The organism is Flavobacterium sp. UGB4466, from assembly GCF_903469665.1.
Lineage (GTDB): Bacteria > Bacteroidota > Bacteroidia > Flavobacteriales > Flavobacteriaceae > Flavobacterium > Flavobacterium lipolyticum.
In genome coordinates this window covers 96,655-122,565 of the sequence record NZ_CAGKLC010000003.1, presented here as the reverse complement: position 1 = coordinate 122,565, position 25,911 = coordinate 96,655, and the positions used below count along the sequence as shown (strand labels likewise).

General features: G+C 37.1%; 23 protein-coding genes. 8 read left to right on the top strand and 15 right to left on the bottom strand.

What is annotated here, in order from left to right; genetic code table 11:
- Positions 1 to 108: 108 nt before the first annotated feature.
- Entirely contained in the window at positions 109 to 1,473 is a 1,365-nt protein-coding gene (locus JO950_RS01810; RefSeq protein ID WP_202700795.1) for a hypothetical protein, read from the top strand.
- A gap of 9 nt (positions 1,474 to 1,482) precedes the next feature.
- Positions 1,483 to 2,055 carry a hypothetical protein gene (locus tag JO950_RS01805; protein ID WP_202700794.1) on the top strand — a complete coding sequence of 191 codons (573 nt, stop codon included), beginning with the start codon at positions 1,483 to 1,485 and terminating at the stop codon, positions 2,053 to 2,055.
- A gap of 243 nt (positions 2,056 to 2,298) precedes the next feature.
- Here JO950_RS01805 and JO950_RS01800 read toward each other — a convergent pair whose 3' ends face one another.
- On the bottom strand, positions 2,299 to 3,657 hold the full coding sequence (locus JO950_RS01800) for a rhodanese-related sulfurtransferase (protein ID WP_202700793.1): 1,359 nt from the start codon (positions 3,655 to 3,657) through the stop codon (positions 2,299 to 2,301).
- A 328-nt stretch (positions 3,658 to 3,985) separates the two neighbouring features.
- Between JO950_RS01800 and JO950_RS01795 the strand changes: the two genes are divergently transcribed.
- Genes JO950_RS01795 through JO950_RS01785 form a run of 3 tightly spaced genes read left to right on the top strand, consistent with a single transcriptional unit; the run spans position 3,986 to position 9,685 of the window.
- On the top strand, positions 3,986 to 5,131 hold the full coding sequence (locus JO950_RS01795; protein WP_202700792.1) for an efflux RND transporter periplasmic adaptor subunit: 1,146 nt from the start codon (positions 3,986 to 3,988) through the stop codon (positions 5,129 to 5,131).
- Between the two features lie 17 nt (positions 5,132 to 5,148).
- A complete protein-coding gene (locus tag JO950_RS01790; RefSeq protein WP_202700791.1) occupies positions 5,149 to 8,325 on the top strand; it encodes an efflux RND transporter permease subunit in 3,177 nt (1,058 codons plus the stop codon).
- Complete coding sequence (locus tag JO950_RS01785; RefSeq protein WP_229999142.1) at positions 8,315 to 9,685, top strand: efflux transporter outer membrane subunit; 1,371 nt, start codon at positions 8,315 to 8,317, stop codon at positions 9,683 to 9,685. Before JO950_RS01790 ends, JO950_RS01785 begins: the two co-directional genes overlap by 11 nt.
- 163 nt (positions 9,686 to 9,848) lie before the next feature.
- On the opposite strand, the gene JO950_RS01780 is transcribed toward JO950_RS01785, so the two are convergent.
- From JO950_RS01780 to JO950_RS01745, 8 genes are all read right to left on the bottom strand, one after another.
- Entirely contained in the window at positions 9,849 to 10,259 is a 411-nt protein-coding gene (locus JO950_RS01780) for a BrxA/BrxB family bacilliredoxin (protein ID WP_202700790.1), read from the bottom strand.
- 145 nt (positions 10,260 to 10,404) lie between these two features.
- Positions 10,405 to 11,205, bottom strand: a complete 801-nt coding sequence (locus JO950_RS01775) for a tetratricopeptide repeat protein (RefSeq protein WP_202700789.1) — start codon at positions 11,203 to 11,205, stop codon at positions 10,405 to 10,407.
- 3 nt (positions 11,206 to 11,208) lie between these two features.
- Positions 11,209 to 12,396 carry a lycopene cyclase family protein gene (locus JO950_RS01770; protein ID WP_202700788.1) on the bottom strand — a complete coding sequence of 396 codons (1,188 nt, stop codon included), beginning with the start codon at positions 12,394 to 12,396 and terminating at the stop codon, positions 11,209 to 11,211.
- 18 nt (positions 12,397 to 12,414) lie between these two features.
- Positions 12,415 to 12,879 carry a thioredoxin family protein gene (locus tag JO950_RS01765; RefSeq protein ID WP_202700787.1) on the bottom strand — a complete coding sequence of 155 codons (465 nt, stop codon included), beginning with the start codon at positions 12,877 to 12,879 and terminating at the stop codon, positions 12,415 to 12,417.
- A 146-nt stretch (positions 12,880 to 13,025) separates the two neighbouring features.
- Complete coding sequence (locus JO950_RS01760) at positions 13,026 to 15,287, bottom strand: TonB-dependent receptor (protein WP_202700786.1); 2,262 nt, start codon at positions 15,285 to 15,287, stop codon at positions 13,026 to 13,028.
- A 131-nt stretch (positions 15,288 to 15,418) separates the two neighbouring features.
- A complete protein-coding gene (locus JO950_RS01755) occupies positions 15,419 to 16,333 on the bottom strand; it encodes an NAD(P)/FAD-dependent oxidoreductase (protein WP_202700785.1) in 915 nt (304 codons plus the stop codon).
- Between the two features lie 12 nt (positions 16,334 to 16,345).
- On the bottom strand, positions 16,346 to 17,551 hold the full coding sequence (locus JO950_RS01750) for a GTP-binding protein (RefSeq protein WP_202700783.1): 1,206 nt from the start codon (positions 17,549 to 17,551) through the stop codon (positions 16,346 to 16,348).
- Between the two features lie 2 nt (positions 17,552 to 17,553).
- On the bottom strand, positions 17,554 to 17,901 hold the full coding sequence (locus JO950_RS01745; protein WP_202700781.1) for a MerC family mercury resistance protein: 348 nt from the start codon (positions 17,899 to 17,901) through the stop codon (positions 17,554 to 17,556).
- 94 nt (positions 17,902 to 17,995) lie between these two features.
- Here JO950_RS01745 and JO950_RS01740 point away from each other — a divergent pair, with 94 nt between their 5' ends.
- From JO950_RS01740 to JO950_RS01730, 3 genes are all read left to right on the top strand, one after another.
- The gene (locus JO950_RS01740) at positions 17,996 to 18,388 is read left to right on the top strand and encodes a Fur family transcriptional regulator (RefSeq protein WP_017495834.1); all 393 of its coding nucleotides are present in this window, start codon (positions 17,996 to 17,998) and stop codon (positions 18,386 to 18,388) included.
- Between the two features lie 74 nt (positions 18,389 to 18,462).
- On the top strand, positions 18,463 to 20,331 hold the full coding sequence (locus tag JO950_RS01735; RefSeq protein WP_202700780.1) for an Nramp family divalent metal transporter: 1,869 nt from the start codon (positions 18,463 to 18,465) through the stop codon (positions 20,329 to 20,331).
- A gap of 93 nt (positions 20,332 to 20,424) precedes the next feature.
- Positions 20,425 to 21,078, top strand: a complete 654-nt coding sequence (locus JO950_RS01730; RefSeq protein WP_017495832.1) for a metal-dependent transcriptional regulator — start codon at positions 20,425 to 20,427, stop codon at positions 21,076 to 21,078.
- A gap of 382 nt (positions 21,079 to 21,460) precedes the next feature.
- On the opposite strand, the gene JO950_RS01725 is transcribed toward JO950_RS01730, so the two are convergent.
- The 6 genes from JO950_RS01725 to JO950_RS22415 all read right to left on the bottom strand — a co-directional run bounded on the left by JO950_RS01725 (position 21,461) and on the right by JO950_RS22415 (position 25,908).
- On the bottom strand, positions 21,461 to 21,859 hold the full coding sequence (locus tag JO950_RS01725; RefSeq protein ID WP_202700779.1) for a hypothetical protein: 399 nt from the start codon (positions 21,857 to 21,859) through the stop codon (positions 21,461 to 21,463).
- A 141-nt stretch (positions 21,860 to 22,000) separates the two neighbouring features.
- On the bottom strand, positions 22,001 to 22,783 hold the full coding sequence (locus JO950_RS01720; protein ID WP_202700778.1) for an enoyl-CoA hydratase/isomerase family protein: 783 nt from the start codon (positions 22,781 to 22,783) through the stop codon (positions 22,001 to 22,003).
- Between the two features lie 10 nt (positions 22,784 to 22,793).
- On the bottom strand, positions 22,794 to 24,209 hold the full coding sequence (locus JO950_RS01715) for an ATP-binding protein (protein WP_017495829.1): 1,416 nt from the start codon (positions 24,207 to 24,209) through the stop codon (positions 22,794 to 22,796).
- 130 nt (positions 24,210 to 24,339) lie between these two features.
- Positions 24,340 to 24,888, bottom strand: coding sequence for a CopD family protein (locus JO950_RS01710; protein ID WP_202700777.1), 549 nt, complete (start codon positions 24,886 to 24,888; stop codon positions 24,340 to 24,342).
- Positions 24,888 to 25,184 carry a PDDEXK nuclease domain-containing protein gene (locus JO950_RS22420; protein WP_255567592.1) on the bottom strand — a complete coding sequence of 99 codons (297 nt, stop codon included), beginning with the start codon at positions 25,182 to 25,184 and terminating at the stop codon, positions 24,888 to 24,890. The genes JO950_RS01710 and JO950_RS22420 overlap by 1 nt, the downstream gene beginning before the upstream one ends.
- Positions 25,185 to 25,215: 31 nt before the next feature.
- On the bottom strand, positions 25,216 to 25,908 hold the full coding sequence (locus JO950_RS22415) for a PDDEXK nuclease domain-containing protein (RefSeq protein WP_202700775.1): 693 nt from the start codon (positions 25,906 to 25,908) through the stop codon (positions 25,216 to 25,218).
- Between the last annotated feature and the right edge of the window lie 3 nt (positions 25,909 to 25,911).

Genomic DNA, 25,911 nt, shown 5'->3' with positions numbered 1-25,911 from the left:
TTTACCTACAATTTTATTCTTTAAATATCAAATCATATATTTTTTCTTATAAAAAAACTTCTAAATACTTTTGCCTTAAATTTATTCAGTTTTAATAAAAATAATACAATGAAAAAACACCCTTACAATCTGTTAACGATTGTTCTGTTATGCTTACTAATCTTCAGCTGTTCTCCTGAAAATGATTACACCAGTATTGAAAAACAGGAATCAGCATTACTTATCCGCTCAAAAGAATGGCTAAACTCAAAACACACTATCAATGAAAAAGATGTACTTTGGAACTCCGCAACCCTCTATCAACAAAGCGCAGAAAACTCTTTTGTTGCCATAATTCCGGTAAAATCTTCCAACTCTTTTCTTTTACAAAAAATTATTTTGGACATCAATGATTATAATATTACAGGAAAATTATGGAGCTTTGATTTTAAAGATTCACAAGAAATAGAGGATCTGCAAAAAATAGCCACACACAAAATACTAGAATCGTTTACCGGTGAGTTAAGAATTACTAACTTAGAGACCATGGATACGAGAAAAGATAATTATAAACAAGGGATAGCCAATGGTAATAATCTCTTTTCGAAATCAAGTGGAGCGGGTGTTTGCAATAACTGCCACGGAGACGAAGGCGCTATTAAACTAAACGAGGTAGTTGTAACAGGTCCTGGAGGCAGTCCCTGGCCCAACCCTATTACAAATCCTGTAAATCCTCCAATAGTACCAATCGGTGGTGGTTCTAGTGGCGGATCGGCAAATTGGAATAGGGTGGAACAAATTAAAGACAACAATCTGGATCCTTGCGGAAAATCAGCTCTTGAAAAACTAAAAAATTTAAAACAAAATGACATTACCAAGATGTTACAACGTTTTGGAGGTCCAATCTCTCCTTATGATGTTACTATGCAAAAAGGACCAGTATTAGGAGGTCCATCCGTTTTTGGGCAAACTATCAAATTGTCTGATAACAATTATCAAATTACAATTAATCAGGATTATCTAAATGGAGTTATAGACTCAGAACCAAACTCACCTCCAACGGATTTATCGGTAGCAACAACACTAATTCACGAAATAATACATGCTTATTTTTTAAGTATTATCGATCAACAAAAATCAACCGGAAATTCTTCGTTATCCGATTTTCCAACTTTATTTGAAGCTTATGTACGAAGTACTAATCCCGGATCTCCGTCAAATGACATGGCTGATGCACATCATGCTGAAATTGCAAATCGCTATGTTGACATAATGGCTTCTGCCTTACAGGAATTTAACACCGGAACACCTGTTGCCTCAGGTGCAGCTCAACAAATGTACAAAGACTTAGCATGGGGTAGCTTGCAAGGCACTCCAATTTATAACGCTAAACTATCAACTGCTGATAAGGACAGAATTGCGCAACGTAAAACGGTAGAAGCCAGAAACAAATCCAGAGGAAACCAAAATCCCCAAGGAAAACCATGTAATTAGAAAACAATTATGAAAAGAAAGATCTTAATTTTAATAGTATTCCAGGCATTACTACTTTCATGCTCATCTATTAACCATAGCAGGTACGAATCAATTAATACTTTCCTTAAAACAAAAATTACAAATAATGAAAGCATAATTATCATAAAAGACAAAGCAGATCTTCGCAATGCTTTACGCATATTTTATGGTGGGGACAAAACGGCTGAAGTCCAGAAAAACTACAGAAGTTCGTTATTTGATCAAAAAAGTTATGACATTATGCTTGAAACTTATTCCAATGACACCATTAAAAAATACTGGAAACCAAAAGATTTTCCTGGATTTGATTTTATTTTTGAAAATAGATTGGGAATGTGGAACACAAAATTTCTGGATAAGTATGAAAACAAACCAGGACTTGTATTCTCAATATCTGACCCTGTTTTTTATAAAAACAAAAAATATGTTTTGTTTTACTTTTCACGTGGATCAACTGCTGATATAGAAGGTCTCATTCATGAAAACAAAACTATAATCATGCAGAAAGTGAAAGGAAAATGGCAGGTCTACGACCAGGTCGAAGACTACATATTCCATTAATAATCAATACCCTCTAATTTTGATTACAGGGTATTTAATTTTATCGCAACACAATTGCGTTATTTAAATTCATTCTTTATTAATTAGAAAAACAACCAGAATCCGTTTACCACATAAAAAAATCCTGTTTTATAAAGTAAACCGTACAGGTTTTTGAAACCTGTGCGGTTTGTTGTTTTCGGAGTATAAAAAAAACCTAACAGCATTAAAATCTGTTAGGTTTTCTAATAATTAAGTCAGTGCTTAATCCAGAATCTTATATATTTTATCTGACAATCTAACTCTGAAAGGAACTTCAAAAGTAACTTTATCACCCATTTTAGCGATTGAAGTTTCGGCTCCGTCAACAATCAGTCTTTCTAAAACCAATTCCTGATTACCGGTTGTTGGTCCGGAAATTAAGATTTTATCTCCGGCATTTAACTCTTGATTTTCAATCGTAAACTGCGCCACCTGGGCTTTTACATAATAATGCTCTGCTTTTCCAAGAAGTACTTTTTTTACTTTTACTTTCTGACGAATGTCAACAGGTTTTTCTGCTGCAGCCAAAGCTGTATTGGGTAAATCACCTGAATGTTTGAATTTCAAATTTTCCGATTTTCCTTTTCTGAAAACTTTGTTTCCAACTTGTTTTCCGGTTCTCAATCGAACCTGATCAACTAAAGGCATGTGGATGATTTCCAGACATTCTGTTGAACAACAGTTTTCCATTGCCGATTTACATTCATCACACTGAATAAACAATAAATGACAGCCGTCATTTTCACAATTGGTATGATTGTCACAAGGTTTTCCACATTGGTGACATTGCGAAATAATATCTTCTGTAATTCTTTCCCCTAAACGATTATCAAACACAAAGTTTTTTCCGATGAATTTGCTTTCCAGGCCTTCTTCCTCAATTTGTTTAGCGTAATTGATGATACCACCTTCTAATTGATAGACATTTTTAAAACCCTGGTGTTTAAAATAGGCACTTGCTTTTTCGCAACGAATTCCTCCGGTACAATACATCACAAGGTTTTTATCTTCTTTATGATTTTGAAGCTGTTCGTTGATGATTGGTAAACTTTCTCTAAAAGTTTCAACATCGGGAGTAATTGCATTTTTAAAGTGCCCTACTTCACTTTCGTAGTGATTTCTAAAATCAACCACAATTGTATCAGGATCGTCAAGAATGGCATTAAATTCTTTGGCTTTCAGGTGAATGCCAATATTGGTTACATCAAAAGTTTCGTCATTCAAACCGTCAGCGACAATTTTGTGACGAACTTTGATCGTTAGTTTTAAAAAGGAATGATCGTCATGTTCTACGGCTTCATTCAAACGGATGCCTTTCATGAAATCATATACTTCCAGAGTTGTTCTAAAAGCCTCCAAATTTTCGGCAGGAATACTCATTTGAGCATTAATACCTTCATTAGCCACATAAATTCGGCCTAAAGCATCAAGCTTGTTCCAGGCAATAAATAAATCGTCGCGAAATTTTTTGGGATCTTCAATTTTGGCATACGCATAGAAAGACAACGTTAATCGTTGTTTACCGGCATCATCGATCATGATAGCTCTTTCTTCTGCGCTCAAAGTGTTATACAGTTGCATGCTATAAACAGTTTTAAGTTAAGAATAAGTTTGATTTTTTTTAAATCTGGTGCAAAAGTACCAATTATTTTTAGATTAAAAATGCTATTAACATTTCATCTCATTTTTTCATCTCAGAAAAAAGGCCCAATTTTATAGATGCTTGTTATTTTATCATTCAAAAGTTCGTCCTGTTTCCGTAAAAGGTTAATCCAAATACCGTCGTATACAAACAGAACAGCTGCGGATATTCTTTTTTTCACTTTTTGCTAAAAAAATGTTAACTTAGCAATGCACATATTTGGTTTCTAGTTAGTTGAATATTAATACATTTTAATATAAATTAAAAATGAACAAAATTTATCCTTCTGCAATCCTACTCCTTTTCTTTCTTTCAGCCTGTAAAAAAGAAACTCCGCCACCACCCAAACCTCTTGAAATTTCAGTTCTTACTGTTTTAAATCAGGATGTAAATGTAGAATCTGAATACACCGGACAGACTTATGGCCTGTCAGACATTCAGATAAATCCTCGTGTTGACGGTATTATTATGAGTCAAAATTTTAAAGAAGGTGGTTTTGTTACCAAAGGACAAGTATTGTACACTATTGACCCGCTTCCTTATAAAACCAAAATGGACGAAGCCGCAGGGGCACTGGCAGAATCGCAAGCCAGTTTGGCAAAAACCAAAGCCGATTTAGACATGATAGCGCCATTAGCAAAGATAAATGCTGTTAGTCAAAGAGAGTTAATTTCGGCTAAATCAGCCTACAGTGCGTCTCAGGCTAAAATTAAAGCGTCTCAGGCTTCTTTGGAAAATTCAAAAATCGAACTGGGCTATTGCCGTATTATCGCACCAATTTCTGGTTTAATCGGAATATCAAAAGTAAGAGTAGGCGATTATGTGAGACCTGGTGCGGCATCAGTTCTAAATACAATCTCCGACTTAGGTGATGTCAGGGTTCGATTTACGATGAGCGAACAGGAATTTCTTCGTTTGTTTAGAGAATTCAATAAACCTAATTCTTCTTTAAAAGGTTCCGGCGCTGTGGTTTCTCTGAAATTATCCGATGGCTCTGTTTATCCTGAAACGGGTAAAGTCAGTTTCGCCGACAGACAGATTGATCCTTCTACGGGCGCGATAACCTTTGAAGCGGCATTTTCAAATCCTGATAAATTATTACGTCCGGGGCAATATGTAAAAATCGGATTGCTTACCGACATTCGTAAAGATGCGATCGTGATTCCGCAACGTGCTGTTATCGAAGTACAGGGTATTTATCAGGTTTACGTATTAGGCAAAGACAATAAAGTCAACATGCAAATCGTAAAACCGGGACCGGCTGTAAAAGATGGTTATGTAATAGAAGACGGCTTAAAACCTGGAGATAAAATAGCCATGGGAGGTACGTCTTTACTAAAGAATGGAAGTGTTATTACACCAAAAGTAATTCAATGGCAATTAGGTCAGACACAAGCTGCGGCAACTAAATAACTTATACACCACGTATCATGGGAGAATTTTTCGTTCGAAGACCAATCGTTGCTATAGTAATGAGTATTATTATTGTGATACTCGGGTTACTGGCATTACAAAAAACACCTATTTCGCAATACCCCGACATTAATCCGCCAGTTGTTAAAATCAATACGAGTTTTACAGGTGCCAATGCGTTGAATGTTGAACAAGCTGTTGCTACACCTATTGAACAAAAAGTAAATGGTGTGGAAAATATGCTGTACATGAAATCTACCAATACTTCTGATGGCGCCTGTACCATTGAGGTAACTTTTGATGTGGGAACGAATCTGGACAATGCCAATATGCTCACTCAAAACCGGCAAAATCAATCTTCGCCTTTTATGCCTTCCAGTGTAAAACAACAAGGGGTTGTGGTAAAAAAGTCCTTATCGTTTCCGATGATGCTGTTTACTGTCACCTCAAACAATCCGAAATATGACGCTAAATTCTTAAACAATTATGCGAGTATCAATATTGTAGATCAGCTGGCTCGTATAAAAGGTGTTGGAGAGGTTGCTCTTTTTGGAGGGAGTGACTATTCGATGCGTATCTGGTTAAAGGCCGATGTCATGAGCAAACTGGGAGCTACGGTTGATGATGTAAAAAATGCGTTGAACGCTCAAAACATGATTAGTCCCGGGGGAAAATTCGGGGCCGAACCCGCACCTCCAGGTACTGAGTTTACTTATGGTGTTACGCTTCAGGATCGTCTGGTAACGGAAAAACAATTTGGAGAAATCGTTGTTCGAAGTAAAAAAGACGGGGCACAGGTTTTACTCAGCGACATTTCCCGAATTGAACTGGGAACCGAGAATTACAGTTCGTCTGCACGACGAAACAGTTCGCCAAGTGCGGTAATGGCAGTTTATCAAATGCCCGGAAGTAATGCGCTTGAAGTAGCTGAACTGGCCAAAAAAGCCATGAAAGACCTGTCTGAAAAATTCCCAAAAGATATCGAATATCAGGAGTCACTCGATACGACTCTTGCCATTACTGCCGGAGTGGAAGATATTGTTCACACCCTCTTTGAAGCGGTTATACTGGTAATTCTGGTGGTATTTATCTTTCTGCAAAACTGGCGTGCTACCTTAATCCCTTTAATAACGGTTCCTGTTTCCTTAGTGGGAACCATTGCCGTTTTTCCTTTATTAGGATTTTCGATAAACACACTTTCACTCTTAGGATTGGTATTGGCCATTGGTATTGTAGTCGATGATGCTATTGTTGTGGTAGAAGCCGTTATTCATCATATCGAAAAAGGCAAAAGTCCGCGGGAAGCTACCATTCAGGCAATGAAAGAAGTATCGGGTCCTGTAATTGCCATTGCCTTAATTTTGATTGCTGTTTTTGTACCGGTTGCCATGACTCCGGGAATCACGGGTCGTTTTTATCAGCAGTTTGCCATCACTATTGCGGTATCGGTAGCGTTCTCAGCCCTTAGTGCCTTGTCTTTAAGTCCTGCCTTATGTGCCATGTTATTAAAACCGACCAAACCAATTGAAGAACAAACCGGATGGCTGGCCAAATTTTTCGCCGGTTTTAACCGAATTTTCGAAAAAGTTACCGGAAGATATCTAACAGGAGCTACTTTTTTTGCCAAAAAATCAATGCGAATTGTAGTCTTACTGGCCGTAATCATGGCTGCCGTTGTAGTATTAGGCAAAAAAATTCCGTTAGGTTTTATTCCCGAAGAAGATCAGGGTTATGTATTAGTCAATATGTCACTACCTCCAGCCTCTTCCTTACAGCGTACAGATGAAATATCGCGAAAAGTAGACCGTTTTTTAAAAGAAGAGAAATCCATACTATCCTATACTACGATCAACGGGTTTAGTATGCTTACCAATTCTTACCAGCCGAACAGTGCCTTTATTTTCATCTCATTAAAACCCTGGGAAGAAAGAGATGAAACTTCTAAACAATTTGTGGACCGCTTAAACAAAAAATTTGCGACTCAAATCACCACTGCTTCCGTATTCGGATTTGGTCCTCCGGCCATTCAGGGTCTGGGTGCTTCCGCAGGTTTTAGTTTAATGCTGCAGGACAAAGGTGGTAATACTCCACAATATTTAGCCGAACAGACTCAGGCTTTTATAGCCGCCGCTCAGCAGCGTCCGGAAATAAAACGAATCTATACCACTTTTAATGCCGGTTCTCCACAAATCAAATTGGATATTGATAACGACAAAGCCATGAAACTTGGTGTTCCGGTCTCGAAAGTTACCGAAGCTTTAGGTGCCTTTTTAGGGGGAAGTTATGTAAATGACTTTAATCGTTTTGGACGTCAATACAAGGTTTTCATACAAGGTGAAGCCGTCAATAGGGTAAAACCCGAAGATTTAAACCTGATTTATATCAGAAATAATGATGGTGATATGCTTCCTATTTCCACATTGGTAACCGCTTCAAAGGTTATGGGCCCTGATTTTACCAATCGTCTCAATCTGTTCCGATCTGCCGAAATCGGCGGAAGTCCGAATGACGGTTACAGTAGTGCGCAAGCTTTAGAAGCTTTAGAAGAAGTCGCCAAACAAACCCTGCCGGCGGATATGGGTTACGATTACATCAACCTTTCGTATCAGGAAAAACATTCTCCCGGCGGAAGTTCTGTATTTATCATGGCACTCGTATTTGTATTTCTAATTCTGGCCGCACAGTACGAAAGTTGGAAGTTACCTTTCAGTGTCTTGCTTGGTGCGCCCTTTGCCGTTTTTGGTGCCTTTTTGGGACTGCTATTAGCCAGAATCGGAAGTGATGCCTACGTCAACAATGTTTTTGCTCAGATTGGGTTAGTGCTCTTAATCGGATTGGTTGCCAAAAATGCGATCCTTATTGTCGAATTTGCCAAAGAAGAATACGAAAAAGGAAAACCGCTGTACGAATCGGCTATGGTCGCTGCAAAACTTCGTTTCCGACCGATTCTAATGACGGCCTTTGCTTTTATTCTTGGTGTTGTTCCGCTCTTAACGGCTACGGGTGCGGGCTCTCAGGCACGTATTGTAATGGGAATGGCAGTATTTAGCGGTATGTTAATCGCCACCGTTTTGGGGGTATTAATTGTACCTGGCTTGTTTGTCATGATTGAAAACATCGGAAAAAAGAAAAAAGATACTATCGCAACGACGGAAAATAATAAGGACTCTAATACCACTGGCCATGATGATTAAGAAATATAAAATAATAGCCATTATCCTTTTACTCTTCTTATTGCCTGTAGGCTGTATGGTGGGGCCTAAGTATAAAAAGCCGGAACAGCTAAAGTCTGATTCTTATCAAAACGAACGAAATTTAGACAGTCTCGCCACGGTCGTCAACTTAAAATGGTTTGATTTATTTAATGATGATGTTTTAAAAGACCTGATTACAAAGGGGCTTCAGAATAATTATGATTTAAAAATTGCGGTTACCAGAATTGATCAGCTTAGGGCCCAACTAGGATACTCTAAAACAAATCTATTACCCTCTTTTCAATATGGAGCAACCATAAACAGCAACGAAAAAAATCTGACGCCGTCAAATGTCAGTGCAAACATGTCCTGGGAAATTGATTTTTGGGGAAGATACCGTCATGAAAATAAAGCGGTACAAAATGAACTTCTGGCTACTGAGGAAGCCCGTAAAGTTGTACTTTCAAATATTGTGAGTGATATTGCTACAGCTTATTTTCAGTTGCGAAATTTCGACGATCAGTTAGAGATCGCACAGCATACCCTTTCTACCCGGGAAAAATATTATGAAATTATAAACCAAAGATTCAAAAGCGGTTATATCTCTGAGGTAGACAAAGCACAAATCGAACAACAGGTCGCGATCGCCGAAGCAACTATTCCTAACATTAAAAGACAGATAACGATTCAGGAAAATATTATTTCCCTTCTTACCGGTCAGCTTCCATCACAAATTCCCAGAGGAAAATCCAATACCGAATTGCGAATTGTAAGCGAAATACCGTTATCAATTCCGTCCGCTTTACTGGAAAACAGACCTGATGTGAAAGCGGCAGAATTAAAATACAAAGCTTCCAATGAAAGAATCGGAACCGCCCAGGCGATGCGCTTTCCTTCTTTTAACCTCGCAGCAATTGCAGGATTCGCCAGCGCCGATTTAAGCAATTTGTTTTTAGGAAGTTCTTATTCGCAAAATGCTTCTGCGGGAGTTACCGGTCCTATATTTGCTTTTGGAAGAAACAAACGCAGAGTAGAAATATACAGACAACAGGCTGAAGAACTCAAGTTTACCTATCAAAAAACGTATATTTCTGCGGTTAATGAAGTAGAACAATCTATTCAGAACATCAAAACCTACAAAGAAGAATGGAACGCCCGAAACCGACAGGTTAATGCGGCTTTAATAAACTATAAACTGTCCTACGAAAGATATGACAGCGGTTATGTTTCGTATCTGGAAGTTTTAGATGTCGAAAGCAACTTGTTTCAGGCGCAATTAAGTCTTTCACAGTTGTCTGAAAGACAATTAAGTTCGATGGTACAATTGTACAAAGCCCTTGGCGGGGGATGGAATCCGTAAAGGTTCTGAGTTACTAAGATTCTAAGGCACTAAGGTTTTAAAACCTTATAAAACAACAAGAAGCACTATGAAAATAGTGCTTCTTGTTATAACTCTTTATACCTCTGTCACTTTGAGTCTAAAACCTTAGAACCTCAGCAACTCAGAATCTTAGTCCCTTAAATTAACAAAACTCGTTAAAAGCGTCTCTCAAATTCTCAGCGATTAATTCAGCCGGACGACCTTCGATGTGGTGACGCTCTAACATGTGAACTAATTCTCCGTTTTTGAACAAAGCCATAGATGGCGATGATGGAGGAAAAGGGAACATATGTTGTCTTGCAGCATCAACTGCATCTTTGTCAACACCAGCGAAAACTGTAATTAAGTGATCTGGTTTTTTAGCGCCTTCTAAACTCATTTTTGCTCCCGGACGTGCATTTCTTGCAGCACAACCACAAACAGAGTTTACAACAACTAAAGTGGTACCTTCAGCTTTGATAGCATTATCTACTGCTTCTGCACTATGTAAATCTTGAAAACCAGCAGCTGTTAATTCAGCTTCCATAGGTTTTACCATTTCTTGTGGATACATATTTCTTATTTTTAAATTTTACTTTTGATTTGCAAAGTTACAAAGTTTACCCGCAACTACTTAATTTGTGGTATAAAGTTTTGTTATAGTTCAATTGATTTAGTCGAAAGCTGTAAAGCCATAAAAAATAAACACCTAAAACAATCTATTGTTTGGTGAATTTCTTCTGATATGGATAAGTCTCATAAATCGTATTGTCTTCATTAAGAGAAAACCCCTTAGCAGCATCATCTCTCGCAATGCCAACCAAAGCGACGACTTCTTCTCTTGGTTTACCCTGCTTTAACCAGCAAACCGCTTTATAATATTTCACATCCGAAAATTCAGGATATACTTTGAGCGCTTTATCAAAAATAACAAGTGCTTCGTCCCATTTCTTGAGCTCGTATTTGGCAATTCCCTGATAAAAATACGCTGTAGGATGTTCTAATTGTTGTCTGTTTTTATAAATGTCATTTACATAATCGTCAAACAGCTTTTCGGCTTTGTCATATTCATTCAATTGCAAATAACAAAGCCCCAAATAAAAACTATAGGTATGATCCATGACATAACTGTTTCCGTAAAGTTTAATGCATTCTTCAAAATCAACAATCGCACTTTTATACGTTTTCGCAAAAATACATTTTATAAAAGCCCGGTACGGAAGCCATTCTTGTTTATTATAACGAACGGCTTTATCCAGAAAAGGCATTCCGACTTCGTATTTCTTGCATTTAAAATACGGCATTGCTTTTTGTTGCCACAGATAAGCTATTGTGCTATCTTTTTTTAGACCTTCGTCGATGCAATTCTGCCATTCCGCCATTTCAAAAGTATAATTGTACTTATAGGCACAACTGTCTAAGTATTTGACCTGAATAGCATCCTGAGCTTTATTTTTGGATACTTGTGCAAAAGAGATAATCGAAAAAAAGAAACTGAATCCTAAAATAGTGTTTTTCAAAGGTTATTGGTTTAAGTTAAATTTATTTGGCAGAAAAATCACTCTAAATAACGCTTTTATAAATGGCACTTTAGGACACTTTAAAATAACTTTAACATCCTCAATCAAAGTAGTTTCTTCGTCTAAGAATTTAAAAATCAAAGACGGATTTCCTTTTTTGAATAATGAGGAAAAAATACCGCTTCCCAATTCATTATGACGATACAGAATGTCCAAAAGCAGTAAATCGTAAAACCAGAATCGGCTTCTTTTATGAAAGGCGGTCATCCTAATTGATGTCGAAGAATAGAGAAACTCCACCAAACCAGCTGATTTTTTATCAGCACTTTTAAAAGTATAACCTGTACTGGCTTTGGTCCATCCTCCGGCAGTTCCAATATTTAGAACTCTTTTAGTATTCTTCTTCCAGAACGGATAACAAGTCATCGGGATGCTTCCCTGCTCCTTCTCTACAATATCATACTGCTCAATACCTCGTTTTTCTAAATAGATCTGAATCTCGTTTTCATACTCTGTCGTTGAAAGCAAGTTCTCCGAAAATAAAGTATATTCAACCAAAGCTTCGGTTTTAGAAACCGGCAGTACATACATAAATCTAGTGTTCCCTTTCTGTTCCACCGAAAAATCCATGAAAGTAGCCTGTTCCGAATTGAAGACTTCTTTTTCGGTTTTCACATACCAACCCACAAAATGCTGTTGTAGAACGGGATATTTCGTTTGACTTAATGCAGTCGATGGGGTATAAATACTATTCAGTAAATAATTACAAGTATACCTATTCTCTTCTGAACGTACAAAAACATGGGTTTCAAGTTCGTTGATATCAGTCACTTTCTCATTTAAAAAAGTGATATTGGAATGTTTGGACAACTCTTCAAAAACAAAATCATAAAAATCCAATCCCCGAATTTGATTGTATTGATAAGGTTTGAGGTTTAAATCACGTTTGAAATTTTCATTGGCAAACAAAGCCGAATCCCATTTTTTAAGAACAATCGAACTCCAGACCGAATCTCCTTTTTCCCAAAAACACCAGGTTCGGTCATTGGTCTTTTTTACGTCCTGATCCAGTAATAATATCGATTTATCTGCAAAATTCCCTGACAATACCATTTTGTAAACGGTCATCAAAGCTGCTAAACCCGTTCCGGTAAAAATGTAATCGAAGTGTTTGATTTGCGAAGAATTCATCCTCAAAAATAAGGAATTTTATTTTTGAAGCTTTTCCAAAAGCAGTTTAAAATCGGTAGGCTTCAAGTAACTGTTATACTTAGCAATAATTTCATACTCCTCATTCAAAACACATAAAACCGGATACACAAGCTGTCCGTTTATGGTGCCAAGCTGCAAAGCCAGTTCATGGACACCCACATTATTTCCTGAAGGCTTGTATTTAAAAATGTGTTTGTTAAAGGTAATCGCTCTCTTTGCTTCGGCATTCAAATCGATGAAGTAAAAGTCTGAATTGAGTTTTTCACTCACTTCCTGATTTTTAAACGTCGTATTTTTCATTCTCTGGCAATACTGGCACCAATCGGTGTGAATGAAAACAATAATTTTTCGTTTTTGAAATTGTGCCAAGCTATCTACTTCCTCAAAAGTTCTGCCTTTCAGCTGGCAAAATCCTGTTGAAGTTATACCGAAGAAGAAAATAAGTAGAAATAGCTTTTTCATTGTTTTGTTTTTTTTCAACAGATTGTAAAGGATTGCTCTTCTGCCACGAATTCACGAATTAAATTGTAAATCTTTATCTAAAAAAAGTGGCAATTCGTGAATTCGTGGCGAATAAAAAAACATTTATGAATCTGTGAATCATAAATTTACCTAAAACTGTATCGCAATCCTAAAAACCCTCGAATGGTCTGGTTTTGTCCGTAAACATAAGTGGTGTCAAAAGTTAAACCGTATGGATTATCCGGTGTAACCAATACTTTTCCCGCCGAATCGTACTGTACATTTTTATCAAAAGGATCATTCGTTCTCGAAATCAAAAACGGATTATTCTGTTTTGGAGTAAAGTTCAGCAAATTTTTGATTCCCCCATAAAGTTCAAAATTCTTCCAGCCTGTAAACGTAAACTGAATATTCTGAATGCTGTACCAGGGTGAATTTGGATTTCTCGGATCGTACTCATTCAACAATGGCAATTTCATCGGACTGTAAACATTTCCGGTGTAATCCAGCACTAAATTCCAAGGGTTTATTTTATACGAGACACTCCAGGTTCCGGTAAATCTTTCGGTTAAAAAAGGTCTCTGTGAAATTTTGTCCTGAACATTTTTATTGTCTAAAACGGTTGCTCCTAAAATAAACTTTAAACCATTGGTGAAATTGACATCGATATTCGTACTGATTCCCTGACTGAGAGCATAACCATCGATATTGTCGTAAATGATTTTATTGGGATCGGTTTCGTAGTCTGAAATGATTTTATTACTGAAACGGGTATAAAAAGCCGTTGTTTCGATTCCGACAAAAACCCCGCTGTCAAAGTTTATTTTCTGAATATAATTCAAATTAACGTTTACTGATTTTTCCGGTTTTAAATCACTTTTAAGCACCACATCTCGCGATCCTGTAAGCGCTGCATGATCTTCGGTAAACAAATTCACCACTCTAAATCCTGTTCCGGCATTTAACCTAAAAATCGTATTTTCATTTGCCTTAAAACGATACGCAAATCGGGGTGTAAAAATAGAACCATGAATAGAATTATAATCGTATCGCGCCCCTAACAAAACCTGACTCTTTGGAGAAAACGTTATCTCGTCCTGAACAAAAATTCCCGGCAACCAGGTTTTTTCGGCATTTTTTGTTGCCGGCGTATTGTCGTCATAGTAGGAGTATCGGCTTGCTATTCCGGCAAGGAAATCATTACTGCCTATCTTTTTATCCCAGGTTAACTGCAGGAAACCTATTTTTTGATTCGCAATATACGATGTTGTTCCGTAACGGCTGTCCTGATAATGTACATTCCCCGAGAACGATAACATTAGTTTTTCTTCAAAAGGCAATTGGTAACTTCCAATTAATTCTGCCCTTTTCGTATAAATACTTTCACCGTAAATTTCATCACCTCCACGGTATTTTCTTTCCCAACGAACATCTCCTCCCCAACGGTCTTCATACATACCGCGTGCTGCTATAGTAAAAAGACGGTTGTCGTTTCGATGAAAACTCCATTTATTAAAAACCGAAATCCTTTTAGAAAGCGTCACATCGGTGAAATTATCGTTGTCTTTATCGATAACCTGGTCGTAATTGAAATAGTTAACTCCTAAAAGTGACGTCGCCTTTTTTCCGGCATTAAATTTCATTCCCAGATCGAGATTATTTTCTAAATACGTAGTGGTAAAATAATCTGCCGAAAAAACCGGAGCATTTGTTGGATTCTTGGTGATGATATTGATTAATCCCCCAACAGCCTCACTTCCGTAAAGGGAAGAAGCCGGACCTTTTACAATCTCTATTCTTTCCACCAGAGAATTCGGAATTCCGGACAAACCATAAACCGTTGAAAGACTGCTCACAATTGGCATTCCATCAATCAGAACCAAAGTATATGGACCTTCGAGCCCGTTTATATGAATATCTCCCGTATTACAAACGCCGCAATTTAACTGTGGACGAACGCCGTTTATGTTTTGAAGCGCATCGTAAATACTCGGTGTTGGATTCTTCTTAAAAAACACAGGGGAATAAACCTCAACCGGAACAGCACTTTCCAAACGTTTAACTGCTTTTAAAGTTCCCGAAACCACTACTTCATTCAATTGATTGTCTGTATCGTCCAATTCAAAATCATACGTTTGAACAGCGCCCTTCGTAACGTCGATTTTCTTTTTTGAAGTCCGAAAACCTACCAGTGAAACCTGAAGCGTATAATTTCCAACCGGTACATTTTCGAAGTTATAATATCCTAAACTATCCGTAACCGATCTGTATTTTGTTCCCAATAAATGTACGTTTGCCAACTGCAATTCATGGCCATCACCTGAAATAATTCCGGAAACAGAACTGGTTTCCTGAGCAAATGAAAACTGCAGACAAAAGAAAAGCAGCATCAAAAATAGTTTTTTCATTATTATAAAATTAAATTTAGACAAAACTAAAAATTAAATTTGACAAATAGTGTTCCTAACGCAAAAAACTTTGATCTAACTTCAATTCAAGGTTTTGCTGCTATTTTAATCACATGGAAAGCTTATCCGATTTAACCTAAAAATGACTCATCAATCAGTTCTTTATTAATCGAAGCCCCGGCAAAAGATCCTGAAGAAACAGCCATAGCAACAGATCGCGCCTGAATATGACAATCACCACTGGCAAAAACTCCGGGAATTGTTGTTTTTTGAAACGCATCTACTTTCAACAAACCTTGTTCTGTCAATTCACAGCCTAAAGCTTCCGGAAGTGGGCAATGTTGCTCAAAAGGCGCTCTGAAATAAATAGCTTTTACTTCAATTGTAGCTTGACTTTTGAAAATAAGCTGCTGAATATTTCCATTTTCCTGTTTTACGGCAGCAATTTCATCTTCCATAACCTTAATTTTATGTTGTAGTAAAATTTGAGATTGCGCTGTGGTAAAAGTTGATTTTCCGTTCGTTAAGACTCTTAAATCCTCCGTCCAGTTCGAAATGAGTTTAGCATATTCAAACCCTATATCACCATTAGCGATAATCGCTGTTTTTTCCTTTTTGACTTCATAACCGTGACAATACGGACAATGCAATATCGAAATTCCCCAGCATTCGCTAAAACCGTCCATTTGGGGTAGTAAATCTTTTATTCCGGTTGCGAACAATAACTTTTTAGAAATGAACACTTTTCCGGATTCTGTTTTGATTTCAAATCCTTCTTTTGTTTGAATTGCCCGAATCGCTAATCCGTTATAAAAATGAACGGTATCGTAAAAATCAACCTGAATTAAAGCTTTCGCCGAAATAACGGCAGGTTTTTCACCATCCTGCGTGATAAAATTATGCGAATAAGGCGTTTGTCGGTTACAGGGCAAACCACTGTCTATCACCAAAACCTGTCGCAAAGAACGCCCCAGACTCATCGCTGCCGAAAGCCCGCTATAACTTCCGCCAATAATTATAACATCGTATTTATTTTTATCTCTCACTATATTCTATTTTTAAGAAGTTCTTGGTATGGGAAAAAGATCTTTCTTCGGAAAAAATCCGTCCTGATAATCTACAATTTCATCATTTGTACAAAGGCACTTTTCAAGCTCTTTCAGGATTTCTGTTTCTTTTATTTTCTGACCAATAAAAACAAGTTCATTGAGTCTGTCGCCGAAATTAGAAGTCCACCGTTCTTCTATAATATCCTGAAATTCAACAAAATTATTAAAGGTCATTCGTTCGCTTAGCGGCATACTTGCCCACCAGACTCCGGCTCCTTCGGCTTTCATTGATCCACCGGCCTGGCTCCAGTTTATCGCTTGTTCCGGTCGGGATGCCATCCACAGCAGTCCTTTACTTCGAATGATGTTGGCGGGAAAATCGGATGTAAAAAAATTCCACAACCGATTGGGATGAAAAGGTCTGGGATCTCGAAATACAAAAGAACTAATTCCATATTCTTCAGTTTCAGGTGTATGAATACCTTCTAATTCCCGAATCCAACCCGCTGAATTTTCGGCTTCTTCATAATTGAATAATCCGGTGTTCATAATTTCGTTTGGATTTACTTTGCCTGAAACCGAAGTGATTATTTTCGCCACAGGATTTAGCTTTTGAATAGAAGCTCTCAAAAATTCTAATGATCTGATACTAACGAGATCCGTTTTATTCAAAATGATAACATTAGCAAATTCTACCTGATCTACCAGAAGGTTGACGATCGTTCTATTGTCATTTTCAAGATCGGATAAGTTTTCCTCCCGCAGTGTTTTGGCCGAACCAAAATCTTTAAAAAAGTTAAAACTATCTACAACGGTCACCATGGTATCGATGTAACTGAATCTGGACAAGTCAATATTTTCCTCTTCGTTCACAAAAGAGAAAGTCTGGGCTACCGGAATGGGTTCGCTGATACCTGTACTTTCGATAAGCAAATAATCAAACCTGCTTTCTTTGGCCAGTTTTTCGACTTCAAGCATTAAATCTTCCCGCAAGGTGCAGCAAATACAGCCATTCGTCATTTCAACCAGTTTTTCTTCGGTTCTGGACAAGGTATGCTCCTTCTTCACGAGCTGCGCGTCTATATTAACTTCACTCATATCATTTACGATAACAGCAACTTTAAGGTTTTCTTTGTTGTGAAGAATATGATTGAGAAGAGTTGTTTTTCCTGCGCCAAGAAATCCGCTTAAAACGGTTACGGGTAGTTTTTCCATTACTAAATGTGTTTGTGTTTTTTATAATTTAGAAGATGTCCGATAATCATTCCGATCCCGCCAATAAAAATCAGATCCAAATGAATATCCAGTATCATTTCACTCAAAATACTGATCCAAATCAGAGATATCGATAAAATCAAAGTTGTAGCGACTAAAAGACTTGATTTTTTAATAATTTTGAGGATTGCAATTAAACCTATTAAGGCAAAGGTCAAATCGATAAATGGATTATGACTAATACCCAAAGGCAAAATAGTAAGTAGCGGAAATATCAGACAATGAACCAGACAAATGGCAGCACTTGAGATTCCTAATATATCGTAAAAAGGCGTCGTTGTTTTCTTCATTTTCAGTACATTTGCTTAATGCAATTATGTTGCAAATATAGAACTTTATTTTTAATGCAACATTGTTGCGTTAATTTTTTTTAATGCTTTAAAAATGAAAACAACAAGAAATACAGCAGCAAAGACAGCGGTTTTAGAGATTTTTGACAAATCTAAAACAGCCTTGTCCCACACCGAAATTCACAAACAGATTGATGATTTGTGTGACCGTGTGACCGTTTACAGAATATTAGACCGGTTAGTAAATGAAGATATCGTTCATAAAATTGTGAATCTTGACGGTACCGTAAAGTATGCCAAATGCCATCATCATGCTCAAAGAGTACACATTCACAACCACGCTCATTTTAGCTGTGAAAAATGTCTCGAGGTCACTTGTCTGGAAAATGTAAAACCTAGCTACATTATTCCGCACAATTATAAAGTAAATGAGATAAACTTCACCTTGTCAGGATTGTGTCCGAACTGTTTGAATTCAAACAATTAAGTTTTAGACTTGTCTAAAAATATTGTTGTGCAGATATAATTTATCCCTATATTTGTTCAAACAACATTTTTACAATGACCAAATCTTTAGAAGAAGTACACCAATCGGTTGCTACACAACATAAAAAAACAGGATTTAGAAAAATATTAGCCTTTTTAGGACCGGCCTACCTGGTAAGTGTCGGTTATATGGACCCCGGAAACTGGGCGACAGATATTGCCGGCGGAAGTCAGTTTGGGTATTCTTTACTTTGGGTTTTACTAATGAGTAATTTGATGGCGTTGCTGCTTCAAAGCTTAAGTGCAAGGCTTGGAATTGTGACCCAACGTGACTTGGCTCAGGCATCACGGGAGACTTACTCCAGGTCTATCAATTACATTTTATATTTTTTAGCCGAAATTGCTATTGCAGCCTGTGACCTTGCAGAGGTTCTGGGAATGGCAATTGGAATTAATCTTCTTTTCGACATCCCTTTAATCGAAGGAGTTTTAATCACGGTATTGGATACTTTCTTATTACTATTCCTGATTAACAAAGGAATCCGAAAAATGGAGGCTTTTATTATTGTACTGGTGGCGATCATTGGATTCTCTTTTATATTTGAAATGATTTTTGCAGAACCTGAACTGGATAAAGTTATTTATGGTCTGGTTCCTTCAATTCCAAGTTCTGCAGCTTTGTACATTGCCATCGGAATTATTGGTGCCACGGTGATGCCTCACAATTTGTATTTACATTCGTCACTCGTACAAACCCGAAAATTCGACAGGACTCCGGCTGGAATCAAACAGGCATTGAAATACAACTTTATAGATTCGACCATCGCCTTAAACCTGGCCTTTTTTGTGAATGCGGCCATTCTGATCCTTGCAGCTGCTACCTTTTACAAAAACGGAATGTTTGAAGTGGCTGAAATTCAGAATGCGCATCAATTTCTCGAACCTTTACTGGGAACTAAATGGGCGCCTATTTTATTTGCGGTGGCTTTAATTGCTGCGGGGCAAAGCTCAACCGTGACCGGAACTTTAGCGGGTCAGATTGTAATGGAAGGATATTTGAATTTACGCATCCAGCCTTGGGTTCGAAGAATTATAACACGACTAATCGCTATTGTACCTGCCGTTGTGGTGATTTTAATTTATGGAGAAAGCGTAACAGGGAAATTATTGATTTTAAGTCAGGTTATCCTGAGCTTACAGCTTGGTTTCGCGATTATTCCGCTGATTCATTTCGTGAGCGATAAAACCAAAATGAAAGGTTTTCATATTTCAAGAACGACACAGGTCGCCGCATGGATTATTGCTTCGATTATAGTAACTCTGAATGCAAAGCTGGTGTATGACGAAATCACTTCGTGGCTGCAAAACTCTGATAACCCAACCGTACTCTGGTTGACAGTCGTTCCGCTTGCCTTCGGATTTCTGACTTTATTGCTGTACATTATTTTCAAGCCTTTTGTCACTAGAATAAAATCAAATATCGAGAATCATTCCCCGCATCATTTAAAATTGGTCTATACGCCCAAAGAAAGTTATGGCAAGAAAAATATAGCGATTACAGTCGATTTTTCTAAGGCCGATGAAGCTGCACTAAACAATGCCTTTGAACTGGGCGGAATCGACGCGCAATACACCTTAATTCACATCGTTGAAACTGTTGGAGCTTTGATGTATGGAGGCAATGTCGACGATCATGAAACGACTATCGACGAAAAACTATTATCAGAATATAAAGAGATGCTGTCCTCAAAAGGTTTCAAAATCGAAACGGAACTAGGCTTTGGAAAACCCAACAGTGTGATTCCGGAAATCATCAATCTTGGTAATTTCGACATTTTAGTAATGGGAACCCATGGCCACACCGGACTAAAAGATATTTTGTTTGGCACAACGGTAGACAAATTGAGACACAAAATTTCTATACCTTTGCTAATTGTTAAATAAAGTGGCTAAGGTTCTGAGTCGCTAAGGTCCTCAGGTTTTTAGAGTCCTTTAACTTAGCAACTCAGAACCTTAGAACCTTAGAACCTCAAAAAAATGACTTTTTCAGAAGAAAACTACCTTAAATCCATATACCACCTTACGGCTTCAAACGATGCTGAAGTGAGCACCAATGCCATTGCCGAAATGATGGAAACCAAAGCTTCATCAGTTACCGATATGCTTAAAAAATTGTCGGAGAAAGATTTAGTGAATTACAAAAAGTATCAAGGAGTTTCATTGACTGAAAACGGGAAACTAGCCGCCAAAATGATTGTTAGAAAACATCGCTTATGGGAGGTTTTTTTAGTAGAAAAACTCAGCTTTTCCTGGGATGAAGTTCATGATATTGCCGAACAGCTGGAACACATCAAATCGGAACAACTGATTAATCGTCTGGATGATTTTCTGGGAAACCCTACAGAAGATCCGCACGGAGACCCAATTCCCGATGCCAACGGACGAATCGTCAAAATCGAGAAACAATTGCTTTCAGAATTAACAGAATATCAAACCGGAGTTTGTGTGGGAGTAAAAGATACTTCCTCAGAGTTTTTAAAGTATCTGGACAAACAAGGAATTGCTTTGGGCTCTAAAATTGATCTTTTATCGAAAGAATCGTTTGATTTGTCCGTTAAAATTAAGGTTGATGGACGGGAATTGTCTATTTCGAATAAAATTGCCTCAAACTTGTTTGTAAAGCTGGTTTAGAGGTTTATTATTCGCTATGGATAAAGATTTTTTTAGATCTCCATAAATGGGCCGAGCCTATGGCTCTCAATTCTGTGGGAATTTATCGTTTGGACGGATTAAAATCCGTCCCTACAAAATTAAAGAACGAGCCTATGGCTCTCTTTTAATCATATCTTCAGAAAACTTCAGAGAAATGATAAATGATGTCGCAATAGATTTTAATTCGATAATCTGGAAACACACCATACAATTAAAGTTCCAAAGGAACGGAACATATTGTAGCAACGGATTTTAATCCGTTGACCCAAAAAATGCAAAAAAACAATATAGTTCCATCGGAACCAGGCCTTTGCTTCAAACCATTTCTCTACAAAATAACCGTAACGATAAATAGTATCCTTTAAACTATCCCTTTCTCGATCATTTCCAGCATAACCGGAGAAGCGTTTTTAAACGTTGGTGGCTGTTCGATAATACTTCCAGCATTCTTCTTGTTCACCTTAAACGTCAAATCATTATCTGTGGTAAACAATAAAGCTGTTAAAAATGGATTTTTAATATAAGTTCCTAATACCAATAGTGCTTCGTCTAAGGTATGAACGCTTTCAACTTCTTCGGTTTTATATCTGGTTGTTAAAGAAATAGAGAAAGTATTATCCTCATTTAAAACTAAACGAAAATAAATATTCTTAATCTCGGTATCGCCCATTGTTTTGGCCAAAGTCAATTTTGCGAAGGTTCCCGCCTGGATGCTTTCTTTAACCCGTTCACAAAAAAGGGCAAATATTGGTTCGTACATTTTTTTAAGGTTCTAAGGTTCTGAGATGCTGAGGTTTTTTACCGCAAAGTTCGCTAAGATTTACGCAAAGGGCACAAGGAAAATTAAAAACTTTGCGAACCTTGTGTAAACCCTTGCGGTCTTAGCGGTTATGAAAAAAAATTATTTCCCTGTAAATTCAGCTTTACGTTTTTCTAAAAATGCCGTTGTTCCTTCTTTGAAATCCTGAGTTCCGAAACATTTTCCGAATGATTTGATCTCGGTGTCAAAACCATTTTTACCATCGGCATAGTTCGCATTGATCGCTTTTATGGCTTTAGCGATTGCAAATGGTGCATTTTTAATAATTTTCTGAGCGATTCCGGTAGTAAAATCCAAAAGCTCTGCTTGTGGCACTACATGATTCACTAAACCGTATTGTTTGGCCTCTTCTGCACCAATCATAGCAGCGGTCATAATCATTTCCATCGCACGGCCTTTCCCTACTAATTGTGGCAAACGCTGCGTTCCTCCATAACCAGGAATCAATCCTAAAGTTACTTCCGGCAAGCCCATTTTAGCATTGTCTGAGGCTACTCTGAAATGACAAGACATTGCCAATTCCAATCCTCCACCAAGAGCAAAACCATTTACAGCCGCAATTACAGGTTTTTTCAAATTTTCAATAAGATCAAATAAAATTTCCTGTCCTTCAGCCGCTAATTGCGCTCCTTCGATGATGGTATAATTGGCAAATTCCGAAATATCAGCTCCGGCTACAAATGCCTTCTCCCCGCTTCCGGTGATAATGATAACACGAACATCATCATTTTTGCTCAACAACTTCACTGCTTTGCTTAAGTCACTAATTGTGGCTTTGTTTAACGCATTTAATTTGGTAGGTCTATTGATGGTTACGGTCGCAATTTTTTCTTCGATTGAGATTAAAAGATTTTCGTAGTTCATGATGCTAATTTTATGAGTTGGTTATCGGTAAAGAAACTCTAAATGTCGTTCCCTTTCCGTAAGTTGATTCAAAGGTAATTGTTCCTTTGTAATTTTCGATGATGTTTTTGATAATTCCGAGTCCAAGTCCCATTCCACTTGTTTTTGTGGTAAATTTTGGCTCAAAAATTCTGCTGATATCCTGTTTCTGAATCCCGATACCGTTGTCTTTTACAGCAATTTCGACATCGTCGTCTATGCGTTTTACAGTAACTACAATCGATTTATGAAATTGACTTTCCGGGATCGCCTGTGTTGCATTTTTAACAAGATTGGTGATAACCCGTATCAATTGTGTACGATCCATCTTGGAGATAATTTCCTCCTCTTCACTTTCAAAAACGATATAATCTTCATTGAAAATATCTAAAGCAAGCTCCACGACCTCAACCACGTTTAAGGTTTCATTTTGTTGTGCCGGCATCGAAGCAAAGTTCGAGAATGCCGAAGCCACCGCTGTCATGGTATCAATTTGCTGGATTAAGGTCTCTGAATAATCATTTAGTTTTTGCTTAACGTCCGGCGCAGTTGGGTCAAACTTACGTTGAAAACTCTGCACAGTCAACCGCATCGGTGTAAGCGGATTTTTGATTTCGTGGGCTACCTGTTTCGCCATTTCGCGCCATGCCTCTTCACGTTCACTTTGGGCTAATTTTATAGCACTGGTTTCCAATTTATCCACCATTCCGTTATAAGCTTTGATTAAGAAATTAACCTCCTTACTGTTGGCTTCTAAAACAATCTTTTCGTTTTTCTGATCTAAATTGGTTTCTTCCAGTTTATCGGAAATTGTTTTAAGCGATTTTGTAATATAAGTCGATAAAAAATAAGCCAATCCAAAAGCCACAATCAGCATGAAGGAATATACCTGACTTAAGCGAATCAAAAAGGTATTGAGCTCATTATCGTAGTACCCATCGTCTTCTAAATAGGGAAGGTTTAGAATCCCCAGCGGTTTGAACTTTTCGTCTTTAATCAAACTGTAAGACGATCTATTTTTAACACCATCAATGGTTTTAATATCTACAAAACGTTTTTCGATAGAAGAGCGCACTAATTTCAGGATGTATTCGGGAATTGGAGGAGCAACTTTATCAACGGCGAAAGACTCCTTTGAGGACTTCAATAATTTTCCGTCAAGACTGTAAATATTGATTTCGATTTTATGAATCTGAGCCAGTTCGTGAATTTTATCTTTAAAAATCAAATCCAGGTTGGCGGTTTTTAAAGGATATGTTGTTGTGGAAAGCACATAATTGATGTGTTCTTTTACGGCATTTTCTTTGCGCTCGAGACGTTCCTGATGGTATTCTTTTGCCTCGTTTTTAAACTGAATAATGGAAATAGAAGCTAATAAAAACGATGCCACAACAATCAATACAATCATTGACAGGAAAATCCTGACACGCAGCGAAAGCATTGACATTTTGAAGTTGTTAAACATATTTAGTTATCAGTGAAGAGTTATTAGTGAATAGTAAAAGTTTAAAACTTAAAGACTAATCACTTTTCACTAATTACCTTTTTTCTCTTATTCTTTTATAAAATCTAAATCCCAACATAATCAAAACTGAAAATAAAATGATTCCGATCACACCAAAAATCCAGTTGATGGCACTTTTTAAAACTACTAAAAAAACTACTGCAAATAGTATGATGGTAGCGCCTTCATTCCATAAACGCATGAAGTTGTTGGAATATTTCACCTCATCGTTTTGTAATTGTTTAAAAATCTGATGGCATTTTAGATGATACAGATAAAGTAAAAAAACAAAACACAATTTCACATGCATCCAGGGCATTTTAAGCCAGGCATTTCCTAAATCGGTAAAAAGCAGCATCCAAAAAGCAAAAATACTCGCCAATACTGCTGACGGCCATGTAATAATGTACCACAAACGATAGGCCATTATTTTGTACTGTGCCTGCAAAATTTCTTTCTCGGGAGATGGTTTTTCACTGGCTTCAATTTGATATACAAACAAACGCACAATGTAAAATAGTCCTGCAAACCAGGTAATCACAAAAATAAGATGCAGTGATTTTAAATAGTTATAGTATTCCATTATTTATCATCAGTATTAGATTGTAATAATTTTTCAAATTCTTGCTCCGTCGGGAGATATTTCGCTATGTTTTCAGGTAATTGACGATAATTATATGTTGCCACACCAATTGGTTTATTTGCCATCTCTAAAGCATACTCTACAGTGAGCTTACTTTTAGTTTTACAAAGTAGTATGCCAATACTTTGATTGTCTTCCGGATATTTAATTGTTTTATCTAACAATTGTAAATACCAATTTAACTGTTGACTATGTTCTGGTTTAAATTCCGACGTTTTAAGTTCAATTGCAATCATCGACTTTAGTTTTCGATGATAAAAAAGAATATCAATAAAATATTCCTTTTTCATCCAATTCCAGTCTAAATTGTTTTCCCATAAAAGCAAAATCATTTCCAAACTGTCCTAATGTCCTTGTAATGTTATTCACAATTGCATTCTCTAATTCTCTTTCTGTATGAATATCCTCCAAATTTAAAAAGGAAAGATTATACTCATCTTTAAATTCTAATCGATAGTCAATTAATTTATTTTCAGCAATCGTACTAGAAAAATTGCTTTGAAAATCATTTGCTTTTGCAAAACTGTCAAATCGTATTTCTTCTTCTAAAACAGCTCTGCTCCATCCTCTTTCTAGACATTTTTGCAGATAAAAACTTCTCCTTTCAGAGTCTTTCAATTTAGAAAATATAATATTTGTATGTCCCCAAGGTATTTTAGCCACAGCTTGTGTCCAAATTGAATTACGTTCTATCTCCTCATAAATAAGCTTCATTCTTCTTAAATTTCGCGAGGAGAATCCTTTAACACCAGAATATTCAATCTGTAAGTCTTTAGATAAGTTATCCACAATACTTTCACCCCAACCCAATTTCGACCTTTCAGAGAGCACTTTTCCAAAGTCTAAATACATCAAAATCATCTCTGTATTAACTAAAGATAGACTCTTATACTGAGCCAATTTAATTCTTTCTTTTAGCAGAAGAAGTGTTTCATGGTAATTAACAGGTAAGTTCTCCACCGA

Excerpts from the sequence above, each read along its gene's own strand:
- JO950_RS01730 (WP_017495832.1), top strand. The coding sequence starts at position 20,425 with ATGACTTTTTCAGAAGAAAACTACCTTAAATCCATATACCACCTTACG.
- JO950_RS01735 (WP_202700780.1), top strand. The coding sequence starts at position 18,463 with ATGACCAAATCTTTAGAAGAAGTACACCAATCGGTTGCTACACAACAT.
- JO950_RS01805 (WP_202700794.1), top strand. The coding sequence starts at position 1,483 with ATGAAAAGAAAGATCTTAATTTTAATAGTATTCCAGGCATTACTACTT.
- JO950_RS01740 (WP_017495834.1), top strand. The coding sequence starts at position 17,996 with ATGAAAACAACAAGAAATACAGCAGCAAAGACAGCGGTTTTAGAGATT.
- JO950_RS01720 (WP_202700778.1), bottom strand. The coding sequence starts at position 22,783 with ATGAACTACGAAAATCTTTTAATCTCAATCGAAGAAAAAATTGCGACC.
- JO950_RS01795 (WP_202700792.1), top strand. The coding sequence starts at position 3,986 with ATGAACAAAATTTATCCTTCTGCAATCCTACTCCTTTTCTTTCTTTCA.
- JO950_RS01790 (WP_202700791.1), top strand. The coding sequence starts at position 5,149 with ATGGGAGAATTTTTCGTTCGAAGACCAATCGTTGCTATAGTAATGAGT.
- JO950_RS01785 (WP_229999142.1), top strand. The coding sequence starts at position 8,315 with ATGATGATTAAGAAATATAAAATAATAGCCATTATCCTTTTACTCTTC.
- JO950_RS01745 (WP_202700781.1), bottom strand. The coding sequence starts at position 17,901 with ATGAAGAAAACAACGACGCCTTTTTACGATATATTAGGAATCTCAAGT.
- JO950_RS01715 (WP_017495829.1), bottom strand. The coding sequence starts at position 24,209 with ATGATTGTATTGATTGTTGTGGCATCGTTTTTATTAGCTTCTATTTCC.
- JO950_RS01710 (WP_202700777.1), bottom strand. The coding sequence starts at position 24,888 with ATGGAATACTATAACTATTTAAAATCACTGCATCTTATTTTTGTGATT.
- JO950_RS01780 (WP_202700790.1), bottom strand. The coding sequence starts at position 10,259 with ATGTATCCACAAGAAATGGTAAAACCTATGGAAGCTGAATTAACAGCT.
- JO950_RS22420 (WP_255567592.1), bottom strand. The coding sequence starts at position 25,184 with ATGATTGCAATTGAACTTAAAACGTCGGAATTTAAACCAGAACATAGT.
- JO950_RS01810 (WP_202700795.1), top strand. The coding sequence starts at position 109 with ATGAAAAAACACCCTTACAATCTGTTAACGATTGTTCTGTTATGCTTA.
- JO950_RS01760 (WP_202700786.1), bottom strand. The coding sequence starts at position 15,287 with ATGAAAAAACTATTTTTGATGCTGCTTTTCTTTTGTCTGCAGTTTTCA.
- JO950_RS01725 (WP_202700779.1), bottom strand. The coding sequence starts at position 21,859 with ATGTACGAACCAATATTTGCCCTTTTTTGTGAACGGGTTAAAGAAAGC.
- JO950_RS01770 (WP_202700788.1), bottom strand. The coding sequence starts at position 12,396 with ATGAATTCTTCGCAAATCAAACACTTCGATTACATTTTTACCGGAACG.
- JO950_RS01800 (WP_202700793.1), bottom strand. The coding sequence starts at position 3,657 with ATGCAACTGTATAACACTTTGAGCGCAGAAGAAAGAGCTATCATGATC.
- JO950_RS01750 (WP_202700783.1), bottom strand. The coding sequence starts at position 17,551 with ATGGAAAAACTACCCGTAACCGTTTTAAGCGGATTTCTTGGCGCAGGA.
- JO950_RS01765 (WP_202700787.1), bottom strand. The coding sequence starts at position 12,879 with ATGAAAAAGCTATTTCTACTTATTTTCTTCTTCGGTATAACTTCAACA.